This window comes from Secundilactobacillus sp. MJ173, from assembly GCF_059704265.1.
The window spans coordinates 16,878-33,684 of the sequence record NZ_BAAKGN010000044.1 but is presented as its reverse complement, the minus strand read 5'-3'; the positions used below and the strand labels follow the sequence as shown (position 1 = coordinate 33,684).

The 16,807-nt window shown below is 42.8% G+C and carries 17 protein-coding genes; 10 read left to right on the top strand and 7 right to left on the bottom strand.

What is annotated here, in order from left to right; genetic code table 11:
- Positions 1-201: 201 nt before the first annotated feature.
- The gene (locus AC6H04_RS07225) at positions 202-1,293 is read right to left on the bottom strand and encodes a GH25 family lysozyme (RefSeq protein ID WP_497571065.1); all 1,092 of its coding nucleotides are present in this window, start codon (positions 1,291-1,293) and stop codon (positions 202-204) included.
- A gap of 78 nt (positions 1,294-1,371) precedes the next feature.
- Positions 1,372-1,638 carry an HPr family phosphocarrier protein gene (locus AC6H04_RS07220; RefSeq protein ID WP_497571064.1) on the bottom strand — a complete coding sequence of 89 codons (267 nt, stop codon included), beginning with the start codon at positions 1,636-1,638 and terminating at the stop codon, positions 1,372-1,374.
- Positions 1,639-1,819: 181 nt separating this feature from the next.
- Here AC6H04_RS07220 and AC6H04_RS07215 point away from each other — a divergent pair, with 181 nt between their 5' ends.
- Positions 1,820-2,209 (top strand): hypothetical protein, encoded by a 390-nt coding sequence (locus AC6H04_RS07215; protein WP_497571063.1) that lies wholly within the window; start codon positions 1,820-1,822, stop codon positions 2,207-2,209.
- A 20-nt stretch (positions 2,210-2,229) separates the two neighbouring features.
- Complete coding sequence (locus AC6H04_RS07210; protein WP_497571062.1) at positions 2,230-3,393, top strand: hydroxymethylglutaryl-CoA synthase; 1,164 nt, start codon at positions 2,230-2,232, stop codon at positions 3,391-3,393.
- A 54-nt stretch (positions 3,394-3,447) separates the two neighbouring features.
- Here the strand turns inward: AC6H04_RS07210 and lexA are convergent, their stop codons facing one another.
- Positions 3,448-4,077, bottom strand: coding sequence for a transcriptional repressor LexA (gene lexA, locus AC6H04_RS07205; RefSeq protein ID WP_497571061.1), 630 nt, complete (start codon positions 4,075-4,077; stop codon positions 3,448-3,450).
- A 217-nt stretch (positions 4,078-4,294) separates the two neighbouring features.
- Here lexA and AC6H04_RS07200 point away from each other — a divergent pair, with 217 nt between their 5' ends.
- The 4 genes from AC6H04_RS07200 to AC6H04_RS07185 all read left to right on the top strand — a co-directional run bounded on the left by AC6H04_RS07200 (position 4,295) and on the right by AC6H04_RS07185 (position 8,473).
- Entirely contained in the window at positions 4,295-4,537 is a 243-nt protein-coding gene (locus AC6H04_RS07200) for a DUF896 domain-containing protein (RefSeq protein ID WP_497571060.1), read from the top strand.
- Between the two features lie 93 nt (positions 4,538-4,630).
- Positions 4,631-4,858 carry a YneF family protein gene (locus tag AC6H04_RS07195; protein ID WP_098824992.1) on the top strand — a complete coding sequence of 76 codons (228 nt, stop codon included), beginning with the start codon at positions 4,631-4,633 and terminating at the stop codon, positions 4,856-4,858.
- A gap of 74 nt (positions 4,859-4,932) precedes the next feature.
- Positions 4,933-6,690 (top strand): ABC transporter ATP-binding protein, encoded by a 1,758-nt coding sequence (locus AC6H04_RS07190; protein WP_497571059.1) that lies wholly within the window; start codon positions 4,933-4,935, stop codon positions 6,688-6,690.
- Positions 6,677-8,473, top strand: coding sequence for an ABC transporter ATP-binding protein (locus AC6H04_RS07185; protein ID WP_497571058.1), 1,797 nt, complete (start codon positions 6,677-6,679; stop codon positions 8,471-8,473). The genes AC6H04_RS07190 and AC6H04_RS07185 overlap by 14 nt, the downstream gene beginning before the upstream one ends.
- A 105-nt stretch (positions 8,474-8,578) precedes the next feature.
- Here the strand turns inward: AC6H04_RS07185 and AC6H04_RS07180 are convergent, their stop codons facing one another.
- On the bottom strand, positions 8,579-9,211 hold the full coding sequence (locus AC6H04_RS07180) for a lysophospholipid acyltransferase family protein (RefSeq protein WP_497571057.1): 633 nt from the start codon (positions 9,209-9,211) through the stop codon (positions 8,579-8,581).
- Positions 9,212-9,440: 229 nt separating this feature from the next.
- Between AC6H04_RS07180 and AC6H04_RS07175 the strand changes: the two genes are divergently transcribed.
- The 4 genes from AC6H04_RS07175 to spxB all read left to right on the top strand — a co-directional run bounded on the left by AC6H04_RS07175 (position 9,441) and on the right by spxB (position 13,905).
- Positions 9,441-10,193, top strand: coding sequence for a tRNA1(Val) (adenine(37)-N6)-methyltransferase (locus AC6H04_RS07175; RefSeq protein ID WP_497571056.1), 753 nt, complete (start codon positions 9,441-9,443; stop codon positions 10,191-10,193).
- Positions 10,186-10,467, top strand: coding sequence for a GIY-YIG nuclease family protein (locus AC6H04_RS07170; protein WP_497571055.1), 282 nt, complete (start codon positions 10,186-10,188; stop codon positions 10,465-10,467). Before AC6H04_RS07175 ends, AC6H04_RS07170 begins: the two co-directional genes overlap by 8 nt.
- Positions 10,468-10,615: 148 nt before the next feature.
- On the top strand, positions 10,616-11,611 hold the full coding sequence (locus AC6H04_RS07165; protein ID WP_497571054.1) for a D-2-hydroxyacid dehydrogenase: 996 nt from the start codon (positions 10,616-10,618) through the stop codon (positions 11,609-11,611).
- Between the two features lie 539 nt (positions 11,612-12,150).
- Positions 12,151-13,905: a pyruvate oxidase gene (spxB, locus tag AC6H04_RS07160; protein ID WP_497571053.1), complete on the top strand. Its 1,755-nt coding sequence runs from the start codon at positions 12,151-12,153 to the stop codon at positions 13,903-13,905.
- 303 nt (positions 13,906-14,208) lie between these two features.
- On the opposite strand, the gene AC6H04_RS07155 is transcribed toward spxB, so the two are convergent.
- Genes AC6H04_RS07155 through AC6H04_RS07145 form a run of 3 tightly spaced genes read right to left on the bottom strand, consistent with a single transcriptional unit; the run spans position 14,209 to position 16,587 of the window.
- Positions 14,209-14,373, bottom strand: coding sequence for a FeoB-associated Cys-rich membrane protein (locus AC6H04_RS07155; protein WP_497571052.1), 165 nt, complete (start codon positions 14,371-14,373; stop codon positions 14,209-14,211).
- A gap of 16 nt (positions 14,374-14,389) precedes the next feature.
- Positions 14,390-16,384, bottom strand: a complete 1,995-nt coding sequence (gene feoB, locus AC6H04_RS07150; RefSeq protein ID WP_497571051.1) for a ferrous iron transport protein B — start codon at positions 16,382-16,384, stop codon at positions 14,390-14,392.
- Positions 16,381-16,587 carry a FeoA family protein gene (locus AC6H04_RS07145; RefSeq protein ID WP_497571050.1) on the bottom strand — a complete coding sequence of 69 codons (207 nt, stop codon included), beginning with the start codon at positions 16,585-16,587 and terminating at the stop codon, positions 16,381-16,383. Before AC6H04_RS07145 ends, feoB begins: the two co-directional genes overlap by 4 nt.
- Positions 16,588-16,807: the final 220 nt, after the last annotated feature.

The following is a 16,807-nucleotide window of genomic DNA, read 5'->3' as shown; positions in this document are numbered from 1 at the left end:
ATTTTTAGCCCAAAATAGTACTTAGTGTGCTTTAGCTCTATATGTCAATATAGCCTAATTACGCGACAAAACTCAGGATTCGGCTAGTAACGTGAATAATGCCTATTTCGCAAAAATCACGGAATAGGCATTATTTACATTAAATTCTGGCATCTACCGAGTTTTGTCACAATTACCATTTTAATTCATTAAATTTAAGGATTAAGCATTTGGATTGACACCAGCATGCAGATAACCGCGCCAGATCCAACCAGAGTGTTTGCCGTTACCGCTACGGACATGGTAATAAATGGCCGAGCTGTGAGAAGCTTTACGGTAAAGTTTCTCGTGGCCGTCAGTATACCAAGTTGTGTGCGGCAGGTTTTTCATGTCAGCGTATTTGATGCCTAAGTGCTTAGAGTAGCGAGCGCCAGAAAGCGTCCAGTAGGCATGACGATGCATTGAACCACGCCAGATTAATTTCACAGAATTAGAACGTGCAGCTGAATAGCTTGAAGAAGAGGTTGGCGCAGGTGCGGGTACTTTAACCAGCGTCGTCTTTGGTGTGGAGCTGCTTGGACTGGTGTGAACCGCCGTGTTTGTACTACCGTTTACGTAAAATTCGTTATTTAATTGACTAACATCTAGGTTCTGTGATTCACCGCTAAAGCGGTAATCAGAGGCCCATTGCCAGGCGTTAGCGGATGGATATTTTGTACCAGTGGGATTTGATGGCCACTGTGCGATCCAACCTTTGTTGCTGTCATTGGTGTCGATGCGGTTACCTACCCAACTGGACATGGTATATAAATCGGTCTTGTTATAGCCGGCAGCGTTTAATACACTGTCAAAAGCGGCTAAATCAGCATCGTTTTGGCTCTTAGACAAGCCTGATAGTTCACTGGATTCAAAATCAACGACCATGACCATGTTCTTTGAACTAGTCACTGACTGGACGGCGTTGATAAAGTTTTGCGCCTCAGCTTGAGCACTAGCCACGGAAGTAAAGTGGGCAAAGTGGTAGTAGTTCACCGCTAGATTTGCGTCCGCCGCATCCTGTGATTGTTGCTTAAGAACGGGGCTAGTGTATGAAGTGCCTTCAGTTGCTTTGATGGCAACTGCCTTCACACCGGCATCATGGAGTTTCTGATAATCAGTGGCGCCTAAATTGGATTGCCAGCTAGATAAATCTACCATGTCAGTTCGTGGCTGTGAGCTGCTTGGATTAAGTGTTGCACTGGCGTTACGGCTCCCCACTAAAAGTACCGCACCAGCAGTTGCCAGCCCCGTCAATAGTTGTTTTGATAATTGCATAATATAAAATCCCCTCAACACATTCTCGTTTTTGTTAAATTAACCGGCTGCTGAAAGGCAACCGGTTAATGAATAAAGCTAAAGTTTAGTCACCATTTGGTGATCAATCAGAGTTTGAACGGCTGATTCTAACTGTTCAGTTGTGCCGTTAACGCCAATTTCAATTTCCGCACCGCTGGGTACACCTAAGCTCATGACACCCAGTGAACTGTTCGCGTTTGTCTTGGTACCGTTATACGCTAACGTAATTGTAAAATCGTACTTAGCTAACTCATTAGTAAGTTGGTTCACCTTGTCCCCAGTTAATCCTTCTGGTGCAATCACTTTTACAGTAGTACTTACCAATCTTAACACCTCATTTTAGGTATAATTATTTTTGATTCAAATTGCTTTTTAGTTCATGGTGAAACGTCAATCGCCAAGAAGACACTGCTTGGTAAGCGGTTAATACTATGATAGCATGGTATACGAATAAATCAAAAGCAGACGGTACAAATAGTGGTACTTAATTGAGGGAGGAATTTCCATGCGTTTTCAAGATTTGGTACCGATTCAGTTAAACGTCATTGAGTCTTCAACCGTTTATCAAGACGGTCAGCCACGACCTAAGCAACATGATTGGCAAATCGACTGGGATCGGCTACAACAGTTGATTTTAGATAACAGTGAACGCCTAGATGAAGTAAAGGCTGGTATTGCTGAAGATTGGGTTAGAACTCACGGTACGATCTGGGACCGAACGCGAGGATTTTACCGACACCCCAACGACAGTTATGATTATGATGATACAGTCTTTTGGGGCTATTCATCTTGGGGTACGCCAGCAATTTCGGTGATCTTTGCGGATGAATCTGAAGCGTCTTACCAGCTTTATAAAGAGGGTATGGATTATAATTATCACTATTTAGGTAAATAGTAAGCAATAAGGAGAAAATTATGCAAATTGGAATTGATCAGTTAGCGTTTTACACGCCAAAAACCTATTTGGACCTTGTTGATTTGGCACATGCAAGGGGCGAAGAGCCAGATAAATATCGGATCGGTATTGGCCAGTCAGAACAGTCGGTTATCCCAGTGACACAGGATGCCGTTACACTAGCAGCCAATGCCGCAATACAAGTGATCGACGATACTAATCGGGATAAAATAGCCATGGTCCTGTTCGGAACTGAGTCTGGCATTGATAACTCAAAGTCTGCAGCTATCTACCTGAAACGATTATTAAAGTTACCAGATAATATTCGGGCAGTTGAAATCAAACAAGCCTGTTACGGTGCCACAGCTGGGGTTCAGTTCGCTCATGATTATGTCCGACTCCACCCCGATAAACAGGTTTTAGTCATTGGTGCTGACATTGCCCGTTATGGGTTGAACACCCCAGGTGAAGTGACGCAGGGTGGCGGTGCGGTAGCAATCACCATCAGTGCTGAACCTAGACTGTTAAACCTGGATGATGCGTCAGCGTTTCGTTCTGAAGATATCATGGATTTTTGGCGCCCACTTTATCGCACAGAAGCATTGGTGGATGGCCGTTATTCCGAGAATGTTTACGTGGGCTTTTTCAAAGCCGTTTGGCAGGATTATCAACAGCAGACTGAGCGCACCATTGATGACTTTACGGCATTTGCGTTTCATTTGCCGTTTACGAAAATGGGATTAAAGGGATTACGGGCGATTTTGCCAGAAGCCAGTGAGGGTCAGCAAAAACAGTTGATGGCTAATTTTGAGGCCAGCCGACAATATAATCGTCAGGTGGGGAACCTTTACACTGGGTCCCTTTATCTCAGCCTGCGATCACTATTTGATAACGCTGATTTGAAACCCGGACAAAGAGTCGGCCTTTTCAGTTATGGGTCTGGCGCAGAGGGCGAATTTTATAGCGGGACGATCAGTGACAGCTTTGAGGTTCAAGCCTCAAAAAGCTGGTTTACAGATTTCTTTCGTAGTCGTCAGCGATTAACTATGACGCAGTACGAACGACTCTTTTCTCAACAATTACCAGACCATGATGTGTTGCTTGATCTGAGCCACGATGATGCACGCTTTGTATTGAAGGGTATCGAACACGACCAGCGACAGTATGTAGATCGTGGTGAATAGTGAAGAAATAAATAAAAACAGCAGGCGATTGCCTGCTGTTTTTTGAACGTGTTATTAGAAAATTTCGTCACGGTATAAACCGATTACTTTGCCCAAAATAGTAACTTGATTCAAAATAATCGGCGCCATCGTATCGTTTTCTGGCTGTAAGCGGTAGTAATGGTCTTCCTTATAGAATCGCTTGCACGTTGCTTCATTTTCTTCAGTCATGGCAATCACAATTTCACCGTTTTCGGCTGAATGCTGCTTTTTAACAATCACCTTATCGCCGTTCAGGATACCTGCGTTGATCATACTTTCGCCACGAATCTGAAGCATGAATAAGTCGCCGGCTTCGTCCACTAGTTGATCGGGAACGGGGAAATAGTCAACGGCTTCTTGAACAGCTAAGATGGGTTCACCAGCAGCCACAGTACCTAATACTGGGATCTTGGTGGGCGTTTTAATAATGCCTAATGCATCGATTCCCAGATCAGTGACTTCCAGTGCCCGTGGTTTAGTGGGGTCCTTAATTAGAAGCCCTTTTTTAGCCAGCCTAGCAATGTGACCATGCACGGTTGAGGTTGAGCTAAGACCCACTTTTTCACCAATTTCACGAACTGTCGGCGGATAACCGTGTGATTGAGTCTGGTCATAAATAAATCGCAAAATTGCGAGTTGTTTCGAATCTGAAGATTTTGTCATGGTTTCACCTCTAACATTCGGTTTGAATTACCGTAATGATAGCATATTTGGCACATTATTTCAAACAAGTGTTCGCTTTTCTGATGAAATTGGAAAAGGCATGATGTTTATCATTCATTTGAGTTGTTTTCTTACCCTATAATAGGCTTTCTGCCTTGAACCAATTTGGGTTTCGCGTTATTATATTAAAGCATGTTTGTACAAGGGAGTGAATTTAATGGCAGAGACCGAAATGAAAGAATTAATCGCCCGTATTAATGAATTAGCTAGAAAAGCAAAAGCAGAGGGCTTAACTGAACTTGAAAAGGTAGAACGAAAAGATTTGCGCCAGAAGTATCTCAAGCAGTTCCGCGCAAGTTTTAAAAATGATATTGAAATGTTACGTGTTTTCGATAAATCAGGTAAGGAAGTTACACCGAAAAAGGTTCAAGAAATTCAAAAAAAGAAGGGTTTACGGTAAACGATTTACCCTTTCCTTCAGAAAACCTTTTAAAATGGGCTGAACTTGTGTAATATTGTTAACTGGAAGCTACTGAAAAGGAGGCACATCCACTTGAGCACTGGAATTTGGATTCTAATTGTAATCGTTGCTTTATTAGCCGGTTTAGCAATTGGGTTCTTCGCTGCACGTAAGTATATGGAAAAGTACATTCGTGAAAATCCACCAATCAACGAAGACCAATTGCGCATGATGATGATGCAAATGGGACAACGTCCTTCAGAAAAGAAGTTGCGTCAAATGATGAACAGCATGAAACAACAGCAATCAGAAAAGCGTTAATTCGCATTCTTAATACGAAGGCTTGGGTAATCCCGAGTCTTTTTAATTTGTCAGGAAATCAAGGAGGTGATCGCATGAGTATCTTTAAAAAACTAGGCTGGTATTTCAAAGCGGAATGGAAAACGTACTTATTCGGCTTATTGGGACTACTGATTACGGCTTTACTCGCAATTATTCCACCAAGGATGATTGGGGTTGTTGTTGATTTGATTCATAACCATCAGTTAACGGTGAAACTATTAGTGACTGATTTACTGATTCTGTTAGTTGCTGCACTGGGTCAATACGGGGCACGTTATATGTGGCGTACTGCGATTTGGGGTGCGGCCGCGAAACTAGAAAAAACACTGCGACAGCGACTTTTTAACCATTATATGGGTATGGATCAAACCTTTTACCAGAAGTACCGGACGGGTGATTTAATGGCTCGTGCCACCAATGATTTACAAGCTATTCAACGAGTGGCTGGTGGCGGTATCCTTCAATTTGCAGATTCAATTATTACTGGTGGGACGACACTGATTGCCATGATGACGTTGGTTAACTGGCGGTTAACGTTGATTGCCGTCCTGCCGTTTCCGTTACTGGCGGTAATGGCGTACTATCTTGGTCAAAAAATTAACGTTGCCTTCCGCGATTCCCAAGCTGCGTTTTCACGCTTAAATAATAAAGCTCAGGAAAGCATTAGTGGCGTTAAAGTCATTAAGAGCCTGGGGCAGGAACGCGAAGATATTGCTGATTTTAACCAGCAGGTGGATCAAACCATCAAGGTCAATCGACGAGTCAATCGTCTGGATGCGTTATTTGATCCCATTACCACTGTAATTATTGCACTAGCCTATGTGGCCACCATTGTCATGGGTGGTTCATTAGTTGTGAGTCACGTGATTACGATTGGTAATTTGGTTTCATTTATCACGTACCTTTCCATGATGATCTGGCCGATTTTTGCGGTGGGGATGCTGTTTAACACCATGGAACGTGGGAATGCCAGCTACGATCGAGTCATGAACCTGATCAACGAAAAATCTCAGGTGATTGACCAAATTAAGAGTCGCAGTGAACGTCCAGCTGGTGATTTAACCTTTAATCTGGCTGAATTCCATTATCCAGATGACCCCCAAGTGGCACTCAAAAACGTGAACTTTACGATTCCAGCTGGTAAAACTTTGGGGATCGTTGGTCGTGTGGGCGCGGGTAAAACCACGATCATGCGGTTATTACTCCGTCAATTTGAACGGTATCAGGGTCAAATCAGCTATGGTGGAACCAATATTATTGACTATCAATTAGACAGTTATTTGCCCGCTATTGGTTATGTACCTCAAGACAGCTTTCTGTTTTCGGAGTCTGTGAGGGATAATATCGCGTTTGCTAAACCTGACGCCACCGATGAGGAAGTTCAGGCTGCTGTGGCAGATGCAGACTTATCTGATCAAATTCAACATTTTGAAAATGGCTACGATACATTAGTCGGTGAGGAAGGGGTCTCACTTTCTGGTGGCCAACGTCAGCGAGTCGCAATCGCCCGCGTGCTACTCATTAAACCAGAACTCTTGATTTTGGATGATGCACTATCGGCCGTGGATGCCGAAACTGAAAGTCAGATTTTAACCAACTTGCAGCGAGAGCGGGCTGGTAAAACGACGATTATCGCAGCCCATAGATTGAGTTCAGTGATGCGAGCCGATGAGATTATTGTTATGGACCATGGGATGATTGCTGAACGTGGTAATCATACCCAGTTAATGGCACAAGACGGTTGGTATCGTCAAATGTTTGAACGACAGGAATTGGAAATGCGCGTAAGGGGGGCTGATGGTGAAGAATAATGAACACGAATCCGCTTGGGCGAAGAGTATTCCCATCAAGGAACAAATGCACATTGTTTCTCGCTTGATCGGTTATGCCAAACCCTATTGGCGGCACTTTATTGTCGCCATTGTACTAGCTGCCTTGGTCAGTGTGATTAATATTTTGTTACCAATGATTTTGAGTGATTATATGGATAACTACCTCAAAGTCGGTCGGGCTGATCTGAAAATCATGTGGTTTTTCGCTGCCTTTTACCTTTTTGCGATGATTACTCGTGCAGTGATGCAGTTCTTTCAGGCCTACCTGTACAGCATGGGTGCAGAATATATGTTGGAAAGTGTGCGCCGTCAGTTGTTTGAAAAACTGCATCATTTTGGCATGCGCTTTTATGATCAAGTGCCTAGCGGGTCGATTTTGTCACGGCTGACCAATGATACTATGTCGTTTAGTACGTTTTGGCAGTTATTCAGTAGCTTGATTGTGGCGCTGTTTTCCGTGATTTCATCAGTGATCGCCATGTTTCTTTTGGACGCGAAAGTGGCAATTTGGCTCTTGATTTTGCTGCCATTATTAGTGGTCACGATTTGGTATTATCAACGTTATAGTTCAAAGGTTTATCGGCGGATGCGCGAACGACTTAGTGAGTTGAATGCGCGCTTATCCGAAGCGATTACGGGGATCAGTATTATCCAGCAATTTCGGCAGGAGAAACGGATGAACCACGAATTTGATGATACTAATAGCGCTTATTTTAAATCTCGACAAGCGATGATTCGAGTTAATTCACTGCTGTTGAGTCCGTTGATTGACCTCTTTTATTCTTTAGGTGTTATTTTCGTTTTGACACTGTTTGGTGTTCGTGGCTTAAACGGGTTCGTGCCAGCTGGTATGATTTATGCCTTCGTCACTTATTTGAATAATCTGTTCAACCCGATGACCAGTATGATGGATAACTTGAGTGATTTTCAGGAGGGAATCGTTTCGGGTTCCCGAGTGATGAAATTAATGGCCAGTAATACTGCTGTGCCACAACAAAAACCCGTTTCGGGTAGAGACATTAGGAACGGTAAAATTGAATTCAAACACGTTAGTTTTTCTTACGATGGCGAAACACCAATTTTAGACGATATTTCCTTTGTTGCCGAACCCGGTCAAACGGTTGCATTAGTAGGTGAAACGGGTAGTGGTAAATCATCGATCATTAATGTTTTGATGCGTTTTTACGAGTTCCAGTCAGGTCAGGTATTAATCGATGACCATGACATTCGTGAATACGATTACGCCACGTTGCGTCATAAAATGGGGCTGGTGCTGCAAGAACCATTCCTGTTTTATGGAACGGTGGCGTCCAATATCCGAATGTTTGACCAGTCCATTTCTGATCAGCAGGTTCGGGCAGCTGCTGAGTTTGTTAATGCTGGTGAGATGATTGACTCACTACCAAAAGGGTATGATTCAAAAGTGATTGAACGTGGTAATGGCTATTCAAGTGGTCAAAAACAGTTGATTTCGTTCGCACGAACTGTAGTGACTGATCCTAAAATTTTAATTTTGGATGAAGCCACCGCTAACATTGATACGGAAACTGAGCAGGAGATTCAAAAGAGTTTGGCTAAACTGCAATCTGGTCGAACAACCATTGCGATTGCTCACCGACTATCAACGATTCAAAATGCTGACCTGATCTTAGTTCTGCGTCAGGGTAAGATTATTGAACGCGGTACGAATGATGAATTGATGGCTCAAAAGGGAGCCTATTATGATATGATTCAGTTGCAAAATACAGCACACCTTGACTAGGGGTGTAATAGAACGTGCTTAAAACAAATAATCCCCATTCTGATAGTGTTTATCAGAACGGAGATTTTTTGTTTTAAATAGCTGGAACTGAGTTAACGTTAAAAATTAGGCTTGTGGATGTGTTTTAGGATCCACATACTGAAAGTTAGGGTCAATTTCTTTATCTAACCGATCAAAGCCAGTTTGCATCTTAGTTTCGATTTCTTTAAAGCCTTCCTCATTTAACTTCATTTTTGGATCAACCGTGAAAGCATCACCAAACGAAACGGTAATTTTCTGACGGCTAAAAAGTTGTTTAAACGTTAACGGTCCTTGATAAACTGTTGGCACGATGGGCACCTTTGACAGCTTGGCAATCACGGCCACGCCACCCTTTAAATCTTGGGAATGGCGAGTACCCGATGGAAACATGATTAAGGATAAATCACTGTTTTTCAGGAGACGGACCGGTGTTTTGATGGCAGAAGGCCCCGGATTTTTCCGATCAACTGGGAAGGCGTTAGCATGCTTTAGTATCCAGCGTAAAATGGGATTCTTAAATAACTCGATTTTAGCCATAAAACTGAATTTTTTAGGGCTGCCCGCTAAAGCATAGTAAATCGGGTCGAACCAAGTTCTGTGGGGCCCAACTAAGATATAATTGCCCTTAGGGAGTCTTTCAGTGTGTTCAAAGCTCGGTTTACCGTTAATGATGTAAACCAGCACACGAACAACAACACGAATAAACGAATAAAACATTGTGTGACCTCTCTTAAGTAAAGTTATAATCGTAATTATTATAAACCAGTCACCCATAAAAGTCTTGGGTTATGGCATTAACATTAGGTTAGCAAGTGGTTCTCAAAGATAGTGATGAAGACTTGATATGTTCTTTAAAAATAGTAAGATGGTTAAGCATTGATTCACATGAAGTAACGGTGGCTATTATCAAGATAGTAGCTGAAACATCAACGAAATGGGTGATTATTTGACAACTCCAGAGTTACTGCCTGGCGAGCGAATCGACCAGCTTTATAGTCAAGATATTAAAATTATTCAGAGTCCACAAGTTTTTTCGTTCTCGTTGGATGCGGTTTTATTAGCAAATTTTGCTAAACCACCAGTCAAGCAGTCCGGAAAATTAGTGGATCTGTGTGCTGGTAATGGGGCGGTGAGCCTATTTATGGCACCAAAGGTAAAAGGCCACATTGCAATGGTGGAAATTCAGGACCGGTTGGCTGATATGGCGAAACGGTCAGTGGCCTTAAACCAGCTTGATAACCAGATTACGGTGTATCAACAAGACTTAGCAACGATTTTTGATCAGATCAGCAAAGATTCTGTAGATACAGTGGTTTGTAATCCGCCGTACTTCGCAGATCTACCAGACAGCAAAAAGAATCCTAATCAGTACTTAGCCATCGCTCGACATGAAATTGCCACGTCACTAGAAAACGTGATCGAAGTAACTAGTGGTTTATTGAAAATGAATGGAAAAGCCTTTTTCGTTTATCGACCTGACCGATTACTTGAGATGACCACCATGATGGGCAAGCATCGGTTGGCTGTTAAACGCCTTCAGTTTGTTTACCCGAAAGTGGGACGGGATGCGAATATTGTGCTGGTTGAAGCCATTAAAGATGGCCGACCTAGTGGTTTAAAAGTACTACCGCCGCTGATGACGTATGATGAGTCTGGTGAATATTCTGCGCCGGTAAAGAAGATGTTATACGGTGACTAAAACGAAGAAGCAGTATTATTTTTACGTCTTACTCTGCGCGGATAACAGTCTATACGGCGGTTATTCCACCGATGTGTACAAACGCTTTGCCGCGCATCAAGCGGGGAAGGGTGCCAAATATACCCGGGTCAAAAGCAGGCACCCGTTAAAGCTGATTTACTTTGAGACTTTCGATTCTAAATCAGCTGCGTTGAAAGCAGAATATGCGTTTAAGCATCAGCCAAGAGAAGATAAAGTGGCCTACTTGCGGTCGCATGGTATCCATGTTGAGTAAAATTGACGTGTGAAGCCACTGTTTACACCGAATTGACAAGCAATGAAACAATTAAGTTTATCTTTTTCTTCACAATTCTCTGAAAGGCTTATCAAGCTGATGAAAACATGATAAAATAGATTTATATCAGTGAATGGAGGAAACAATTGTGAAAATTATTGCATATGGTATTCGTGACGATGAAATGCCTTATCTTAAACAATGGTCAAAGGATAAGGGTATCGAGGTTAAGGCAGTTGCTGAATTATTAGATGAATCAACTGTTGACCAAGCTAAGGGCTATGATGGTGCCGTTGTTTATCAACAAAAGCCATACACCGCTGAAGTTTTGGACAAGTTAGCTAGCTTCGGTATCAAGTCACTTTCACTACGTAACGTTGGTGTTGATAACATTGATGCAGACGCTATCAAGCGTAACGGTATCAAGGTTACTAACGTACCTGCATATTCACCAAACGCAATCGCTGAATTGACTGCAACGCAATTAATGCGTTTACTTCGTAAGACCAACACTTTTGATCGTAAAATCGCTCATGGTGACCTTCGTTGGGCTCCAGATATTGCCGATGAATTAGATCAAATGACTGTTGGTGTGATTGCTACTGGTCGTATCGGCCGTAAAGCAATCAACATTTACCGTGGTTTCGGTGCTAAGATCGTTGCCTATGATATTTATCACAATCCAGAATTGGAAAAGGAAGGTATCTACGTTGATACCTTGGATGAATTATACGCCCAAGCTGACGTTATTTCATTGCATTCACCAGCTACTAAGGAAAACGAACACATGCTGGATGACGATGCCTTCAACAAGATGAAAGATGGCGTGTTCATCTTGAACCCTGCTCGTGGTGCATTAATCGACACTGATGCTTTGATCCGTGCCTTGGACTCAGGCAAGGTTGCCGGTGCTGCTCTTGATGTTTACGAAGACGAAGTTGGTATCTTCAACACAGACTTTGGTAGCTTCGATGCTATTCCAGACGAACGTTTGAAGAACTTGCTCAAGCGTGAAAACGTTTTGGTTACACCACATATTGCCTTCTACACTAAGACCGCTGCTAAGAACATGGTTCAATTTGCTTTGAACAGCAACGTTAACTTAATCGAAAAGGGTTCTGACGATAGCGAAGTTAAATTCTAAATCAAACAGAACACTAAAAAAACGACCTTAACGGGTCGTTTTTTTTTTTTACATAAATTTTAAGCGGCGATTTTAATTTGAGTAATTTTTCAATGTTCCCATGGGCGATTTTTTCTTTGTCTTCATCGCTGATGGGGGTCCCACTAAGAAAGTCAGGAGCGTTACCAGTGACGTAAGGGTCATCCTGTGCCCAAATGACGTGGTCGGTACCCATTTTGGTCAGGACCAATTGTATTTGCGGCCACGTGAGCACGTGAGCATGTCACTTAAACCAGCAAAACTGACTTTGTCGTGACATAGTTTGACCGTGGTTGTCTCAATTTTTTAGAAAAAAGAGGGTGTTCGTGCTCCACACTTGTGCTTTCAAATCGTTAACGAATGAAAGTGTCTAATGAAGGCAAGTTTTGTAAAAGTTAGTGTTAATTGCTTTACCAAGTCAAGTTAATTGATATTGGCAGACAGACGTTCTATGATGATGGCGCTTAAAACGTTAAGCAAAAAATGATGTTACAATTTTTTCTTTGGAGGAGGAAACAGCGATGGCAGAGACCATTAATTCGGGTGTTGCAGCCCTAAAAACATTGGAAAGTTGGCACGTTGATCACATCTACGGTATTCCTGGTGGGACAATTAATAATCTGATGTATGCATTAGACAGGGAGCAGGAACGAATCAAGTACATCCACGTTCGCCATGAAGAAGTGGGGGCTTTGGCGGCAGTGGCTGATACGAAGTTAACGGGGCATATCGGAGTGGCTTTTGGTTCAGCAGGACCCGGAGCAACCCATTTATATCAGGGTGCGTATGATGCAATGGCAGATAAGGTTCCAGTCTTATTTTTGATTGGTCAAAATCCTCAAGGACTGATGAATGAAGACTTCTTTCAGGAATTTGATGAGGATCCCTGGTTCAATGATCCAGGAGTGTATGCACGAACGGTGACAACTGCCGCCAGCTTACCACATGTGATCGATGAAGCGATTCGACGAGCCTTCGCACAGCATGGTCCAGCCTTCGTCACGATTCCCAATGATCTTGCTAATAAGCCGATTCCAGCAGACGGTTATTATAGTTCAGCCGCTAACTTTGCTCGACCGCAGCTGGCAGCACCAGCTGATGATCAAATCAATCAGGTGTTAGAGTTACTCAAACAGGCTCAAAAGCCACTGATCTATGTCGGACAGGGAGCTATCAACGCGGCATCGGAAGTGATGACGTTTGCTCAAAAATTCCAAGTACCGATTATTACAACCGCGCTTGGGAAAGAAATCATCCCGTATGATTTTGAGGCGTTGTTAGGATCAGCTGCCCGGGTGGCTTCGAAGCCTGCTAATGAAGCGCTGCCAGAAACGGATTTGATTCTGTTTATGGGGTCGAATTACCCCTTTGCTGAAGAAATGTTTAAGGCGAATATTAAGTTTGTGCAAGTGGATACCAACCCGCAAGTGCTAGGTAAACGCCATCACACTGACGTGGCCATTTTAGCTGACGTTAAACAGACGCTGCAACGATTAATTGATCTGGGCGAAGACGCGCCTGCGTCACCATGGTATGCTGCCAACGTGGCTAATGTCGCTAACTGGCACCAGTACAATGACGATATGATGAATCGAGATAGCGGAGATCTGAGATTTGAGCCTGCCTTCAAAGAAATTAACCGGATCTCAACGGATGATGCCATCTACTCCATTGATGTTGGTGATGTGACCCAAAATGCGGTCCGATTATTAAAAGTGAATGGACGCCAACCTTGGATCACATCTGGACTATTTGCCACTATGGGCGTGGGGTTACCTGGCGCAATCGCAGCGCAACTGGACTATCCACAACGACAAGTCTTTAACCTCGTGGGTGATGGCGCAGCTGCTATGGTCATGCAGGACCTTGCCACAGAAGTAACCTATGGCCTCCCAGTGATCAATGTAGTCTTTACCAATCTCGCACTGGGTTACATTGAAGACGAACAGGAAGACGATGGCCAGGAATGGTTTGGTATTAGCCTGCCCAAAACTGATTTTGCCCAGGTAGCTGAAGCGCAAGGATTAACGGGCATTACAGTAAGTAAAATCAGTGACGTGAAAAATGCCTTCGATCAAGCTTTAAGTATTTCTCAGTCAGGGAAGCCAGTCTTGATTGATATTCGGATGACAAATGAACGACCGATTCCAGTTGAAAAATTAACGTTGGATCCAGATAAATTCGACCCTGATGTCATCGAAGCCTTCAAACAACGGTACTATGCGCAACAACTGGTACCATTAAGTAGCTATTTAAAACAGTATAATGTGGGCTAATTGTATATAGCAAGAATCATTTAGAGAGGTTCTTGATTAGTACAATTAATAAGGTCTTGATACTAGTTGCTACGAAAAAAGTGGTTGTGGCATAAGTCTATCTTGGTAAGTATTTCAATTCTTTTTTAGCTACGATTAGTTATATGGCTACTTTGATTTAATCCGTCAATATAGCTATCGCGCGTCAAAACCCAGATTCCGGCCGTTTAACGCAAATAATGCCTATTCCGCAAAAATCGTGGGATAGGCATTATTCACGTTAAACTCTGGAATCTACCGAGTTTTGTCACAGCTTGTTTGTATTTACACGGCACGTTTCTTTGATTGATTTAACATTTTTTTAGCTTCACAGTCATAATCGCAAGCTGCACATTTACCTTGCTTGGAGCGTTTCACGGCTCTGTAAATTTGGTAGCCTGCAAAACCGAAAATAGCAGCCAAAATCAGAATATTAACGAATAATCCCATGAATCATGACCTCTTTTCACGTCAATAGTGAACCAATCTGGAAAATTAAGAAGGCAAGCGTATAACTAATAGCCAAACTGGAAATAACGGAATAGGCTGCCCACTTTGCGGAACCTGTTTCAGACTTAATTGTCCCAATTGTAGCGAAACAAGGAATATATAGCAAGATAAAAACTAATAAGGCATAAGCTGATATAGCGGTAAAACTACCGCCAATCATGGCAATTAGCGCGGTTTGATTACTGGTATGGAATAAAACCATCATGCTGGAACTGATGACTTCCTTTGCCAAAACACCGGTAAGTAAAGCACTGATTGGCTGCCAAGTTGAAATGCCGATAGGTTTAAAGATAGGCAAGAGAATTTGACCGAGGTTAGCGGCAAAACTTTGATCGATCTGAGTGACGTAGCCATGAACACCGAAGTTTGAGAGCAACCAAATCAAAACGGTACCAGCAAAGATAATCGTACCGGCCTTTTTAATAAAGCCCTTGCCCTTATCCCAAGTGCCATGCCAGACAATATCTAACCGTGGAATGTGATACTGGGGTAACTCCACGATGAAGACCGAGTGTTCTTCAGCTTTAAAAATCACGTGGTAAAACTTAGCCATGAGGAGTGCAACAATGATTCCCAGAAAATAAAGTGATAACACGATTAGCGCTTGATGGCGAGGAAACAGGGCTGCGACAAACAAGCTATAAATGGGTAACCGTGCAGAACAGCTCATAAACGGCGAAATCAAGGTTGTGATCAGTCGTTCCTTAGGCTGTTCGATTGTTCGGGCCGCCATGATGCCAGTAACGTTGCAGCCAAAACCAATGATTAACGGAATAAACGCTTTACCATTGAGACCAATCATCTCCATGATGCGGTCAGTGACCAGTGCGGCTCGTGACATATAACCGGAATCTTCGAGAATGGTAATACAAGCAAATAGGACAAAAATCTGTGGGATGAACACGAGGACACCACCGACACCAGCAATAAGGCCGTTCACGATCAATGAACGTAGCATTGGCAAAGCACCCGCTTGGGTCAAAAATTGATTGGCCCAACTAGAAATCGGTCCAGACAAGAAGCCATCAAGGTAACCTGACAGAGGTGTCCCAATCCAGTCAAATGAGAGTTTAAACATGAGGTAGAAGATTCCCACGAAGATGGGTAGGCCAAAAATCGGGTGAGTGACCACCTTATCGATTTTAGAGGTAATGGCCACGTGCTGCGTTGACTGCAACTGCTCGGTTGCGGACGCCAACGTTTTTTCAATGAAGGACAGACGCGTTTCAAAAATTTGATCATCAAACTTTTGAGCGTCGTAATAGGCCTTCTGAGATAATAGCGGTTTCAGTTGATGCATTGTAGCGTATTTTCGCACCACTTTATTGTTGTTAATGTACTGGATTGCAAGCCAGTGAGCAAACTTTGACTCAATTTTATAATCTTTCGTTAATGAAGAGGCCGCCTGGCGAATCGCCTGGTTGACCATCAACGGATAATTTAATTTTAGTGGCGAATTGGGTTTTATTTCACTTTGGTCACGAACTAGATCGGATCTTAATTCGGTTAAGCCTTCCTTATTACGGGCGTTTGTCGTTCGTACCGGACAGCCTAATTCGTTTGAGAGTGTTTCCAAGCTGTAGTAGTGACCTGTCCGTTTTAGATCATCGATCATGTTGAGGGTAATGATCACGGGAACACCTAATTCCAGCACTTCGATTGATAGTAATAGGTTTCGCTTGAGTTGACTGGCGTTGGTGACGTTTAAGATTAAGTCAGGCGAATTGCCCAACAAATAGTTGGTGACCACTGATTCGTCCTTGGTAATGGGATTTAGGGAATAAACCCCTGGCAGATCAATGACTTTCGTATGTGAATGGCGAATTTGTCCGACCTTTTTTTCGACTGTCACACCAGTCCAATTGCCAACATACGCGTATTTATCAGTCAGTTCATTGAAAAGGGTAGTTTTGCCGGTATTCGGGTTGCCGAGTAAAGCGACAGTTGTCATAGTGGCGTGCCTCCCGTGAGCAGTTTAAACACCTGATAACGAATGCCAATCTTTTGATGGTCCACTTGAATGATGACTGGCCCATGAAACGGGTAAAAGCGTATGGCTTGTACGTTGCTGCCTACTTGCAGCCCCAGACTATGCAGGCGCTGAGTGGTTGCTTCATCAAGGCCGTTAAACTGCTTGATCATAAAGTGATTCATGGTGATCATCTACCTTTCAAGTGATATCAATAATATTCGCATATCAGTTAAATATTCATAGTCAGTAAAGAATATCTTTCACTGTATAGTATCTCATTATATGATTTTTTTAGGTATAAGGGAAATGCCTACTTTGAATAATATGAGAAAACAACTATAATCTAGAGATGTAATGAACAATATTCGCGTAGGAATAATTGGTGAATTCAGTCAAGGTAAT

Coding starts and splice junctions, on each gene's coding strand:
- AC6H04_RS07210 (WP_497571062.1), top strand. CDS start 2,230: ATGCAAATTGGAATTGATCAGTTAGCGTTTTACACGCCAAAAACCTAT.
- lexA (WP_497571061.1), bottom strand. CDS start 4,077: ATGACAAAATCTTCAGATTCGAAACAACTCGCAATTTTGCGATTTATT.
- spxB (WP_497571053.1), top strand. CDS start 12,151: ATGGCAGAGACCATTAATTCGGGTGTTGCAGCCCTAAAAACATTGGAA.
- AC6H04_RS07145 (WP_497571050.1), bottom strand. CDS start 16,587: ATGAATCACTTTATGATCAAGCAGTTTAACGGCCTTGATGAAGCAACC.
- AC6H04_RS07190 (WP_497571059.1), top strand. CDS start 4,933: ATGAGTATCTTTAAAAAACTAGGCTGGTATTTCAAAGCGGAATGGAAA.
- AC6H04_RS07185 (WP_497571058.1), top strand. CDS start 6,677: ATGGTGAAGAATAATGAACACGAATCCGCTTGGGCGAAGAGTATTCCC.
- AC6H04_RS07215 (WP_497571063.1), top strand. CDS start 1,820: ATGCGTTTTCAAGATTTGGTACCGATTCAGTTAAACGTCATTGAGTCT.
- AC6H04_RS07155 (WP_497571052.1), bottom strand. CDS start 14,373: ATGGGATTATTCGTTAATATTCTGATTTTGGCTGCTATTTTCGGTTTT.
- AC6H04_RS07225 (WP_497571065.1), bottom strand. CDS start 1,293: ATGCAATTATCAAAACAACTATTGACGGGGCTGGCAACTGCTGGTGCG.
- feoB (WP_497571051.1), bottom strand. CDS start 16,384: ATGACAACTGTCGCTTTACTCGGCAACCCGAATACCGGCAAAACTACC.
- AC6H04_RS07180 (WP_497571057.1), bottom strand. CDS start 9,211: ATGTTTTATTCGTTTATTCGTGTTGTTGTTCGTGTGCTGGTTTACATC.
- AC6H04_RS07200 (WP_497571060.1), top strand. CDS start 4,295: ATGGCAGAGACCGAAATGAAAGAATTAATCGCCCGTATTAATGAATTA.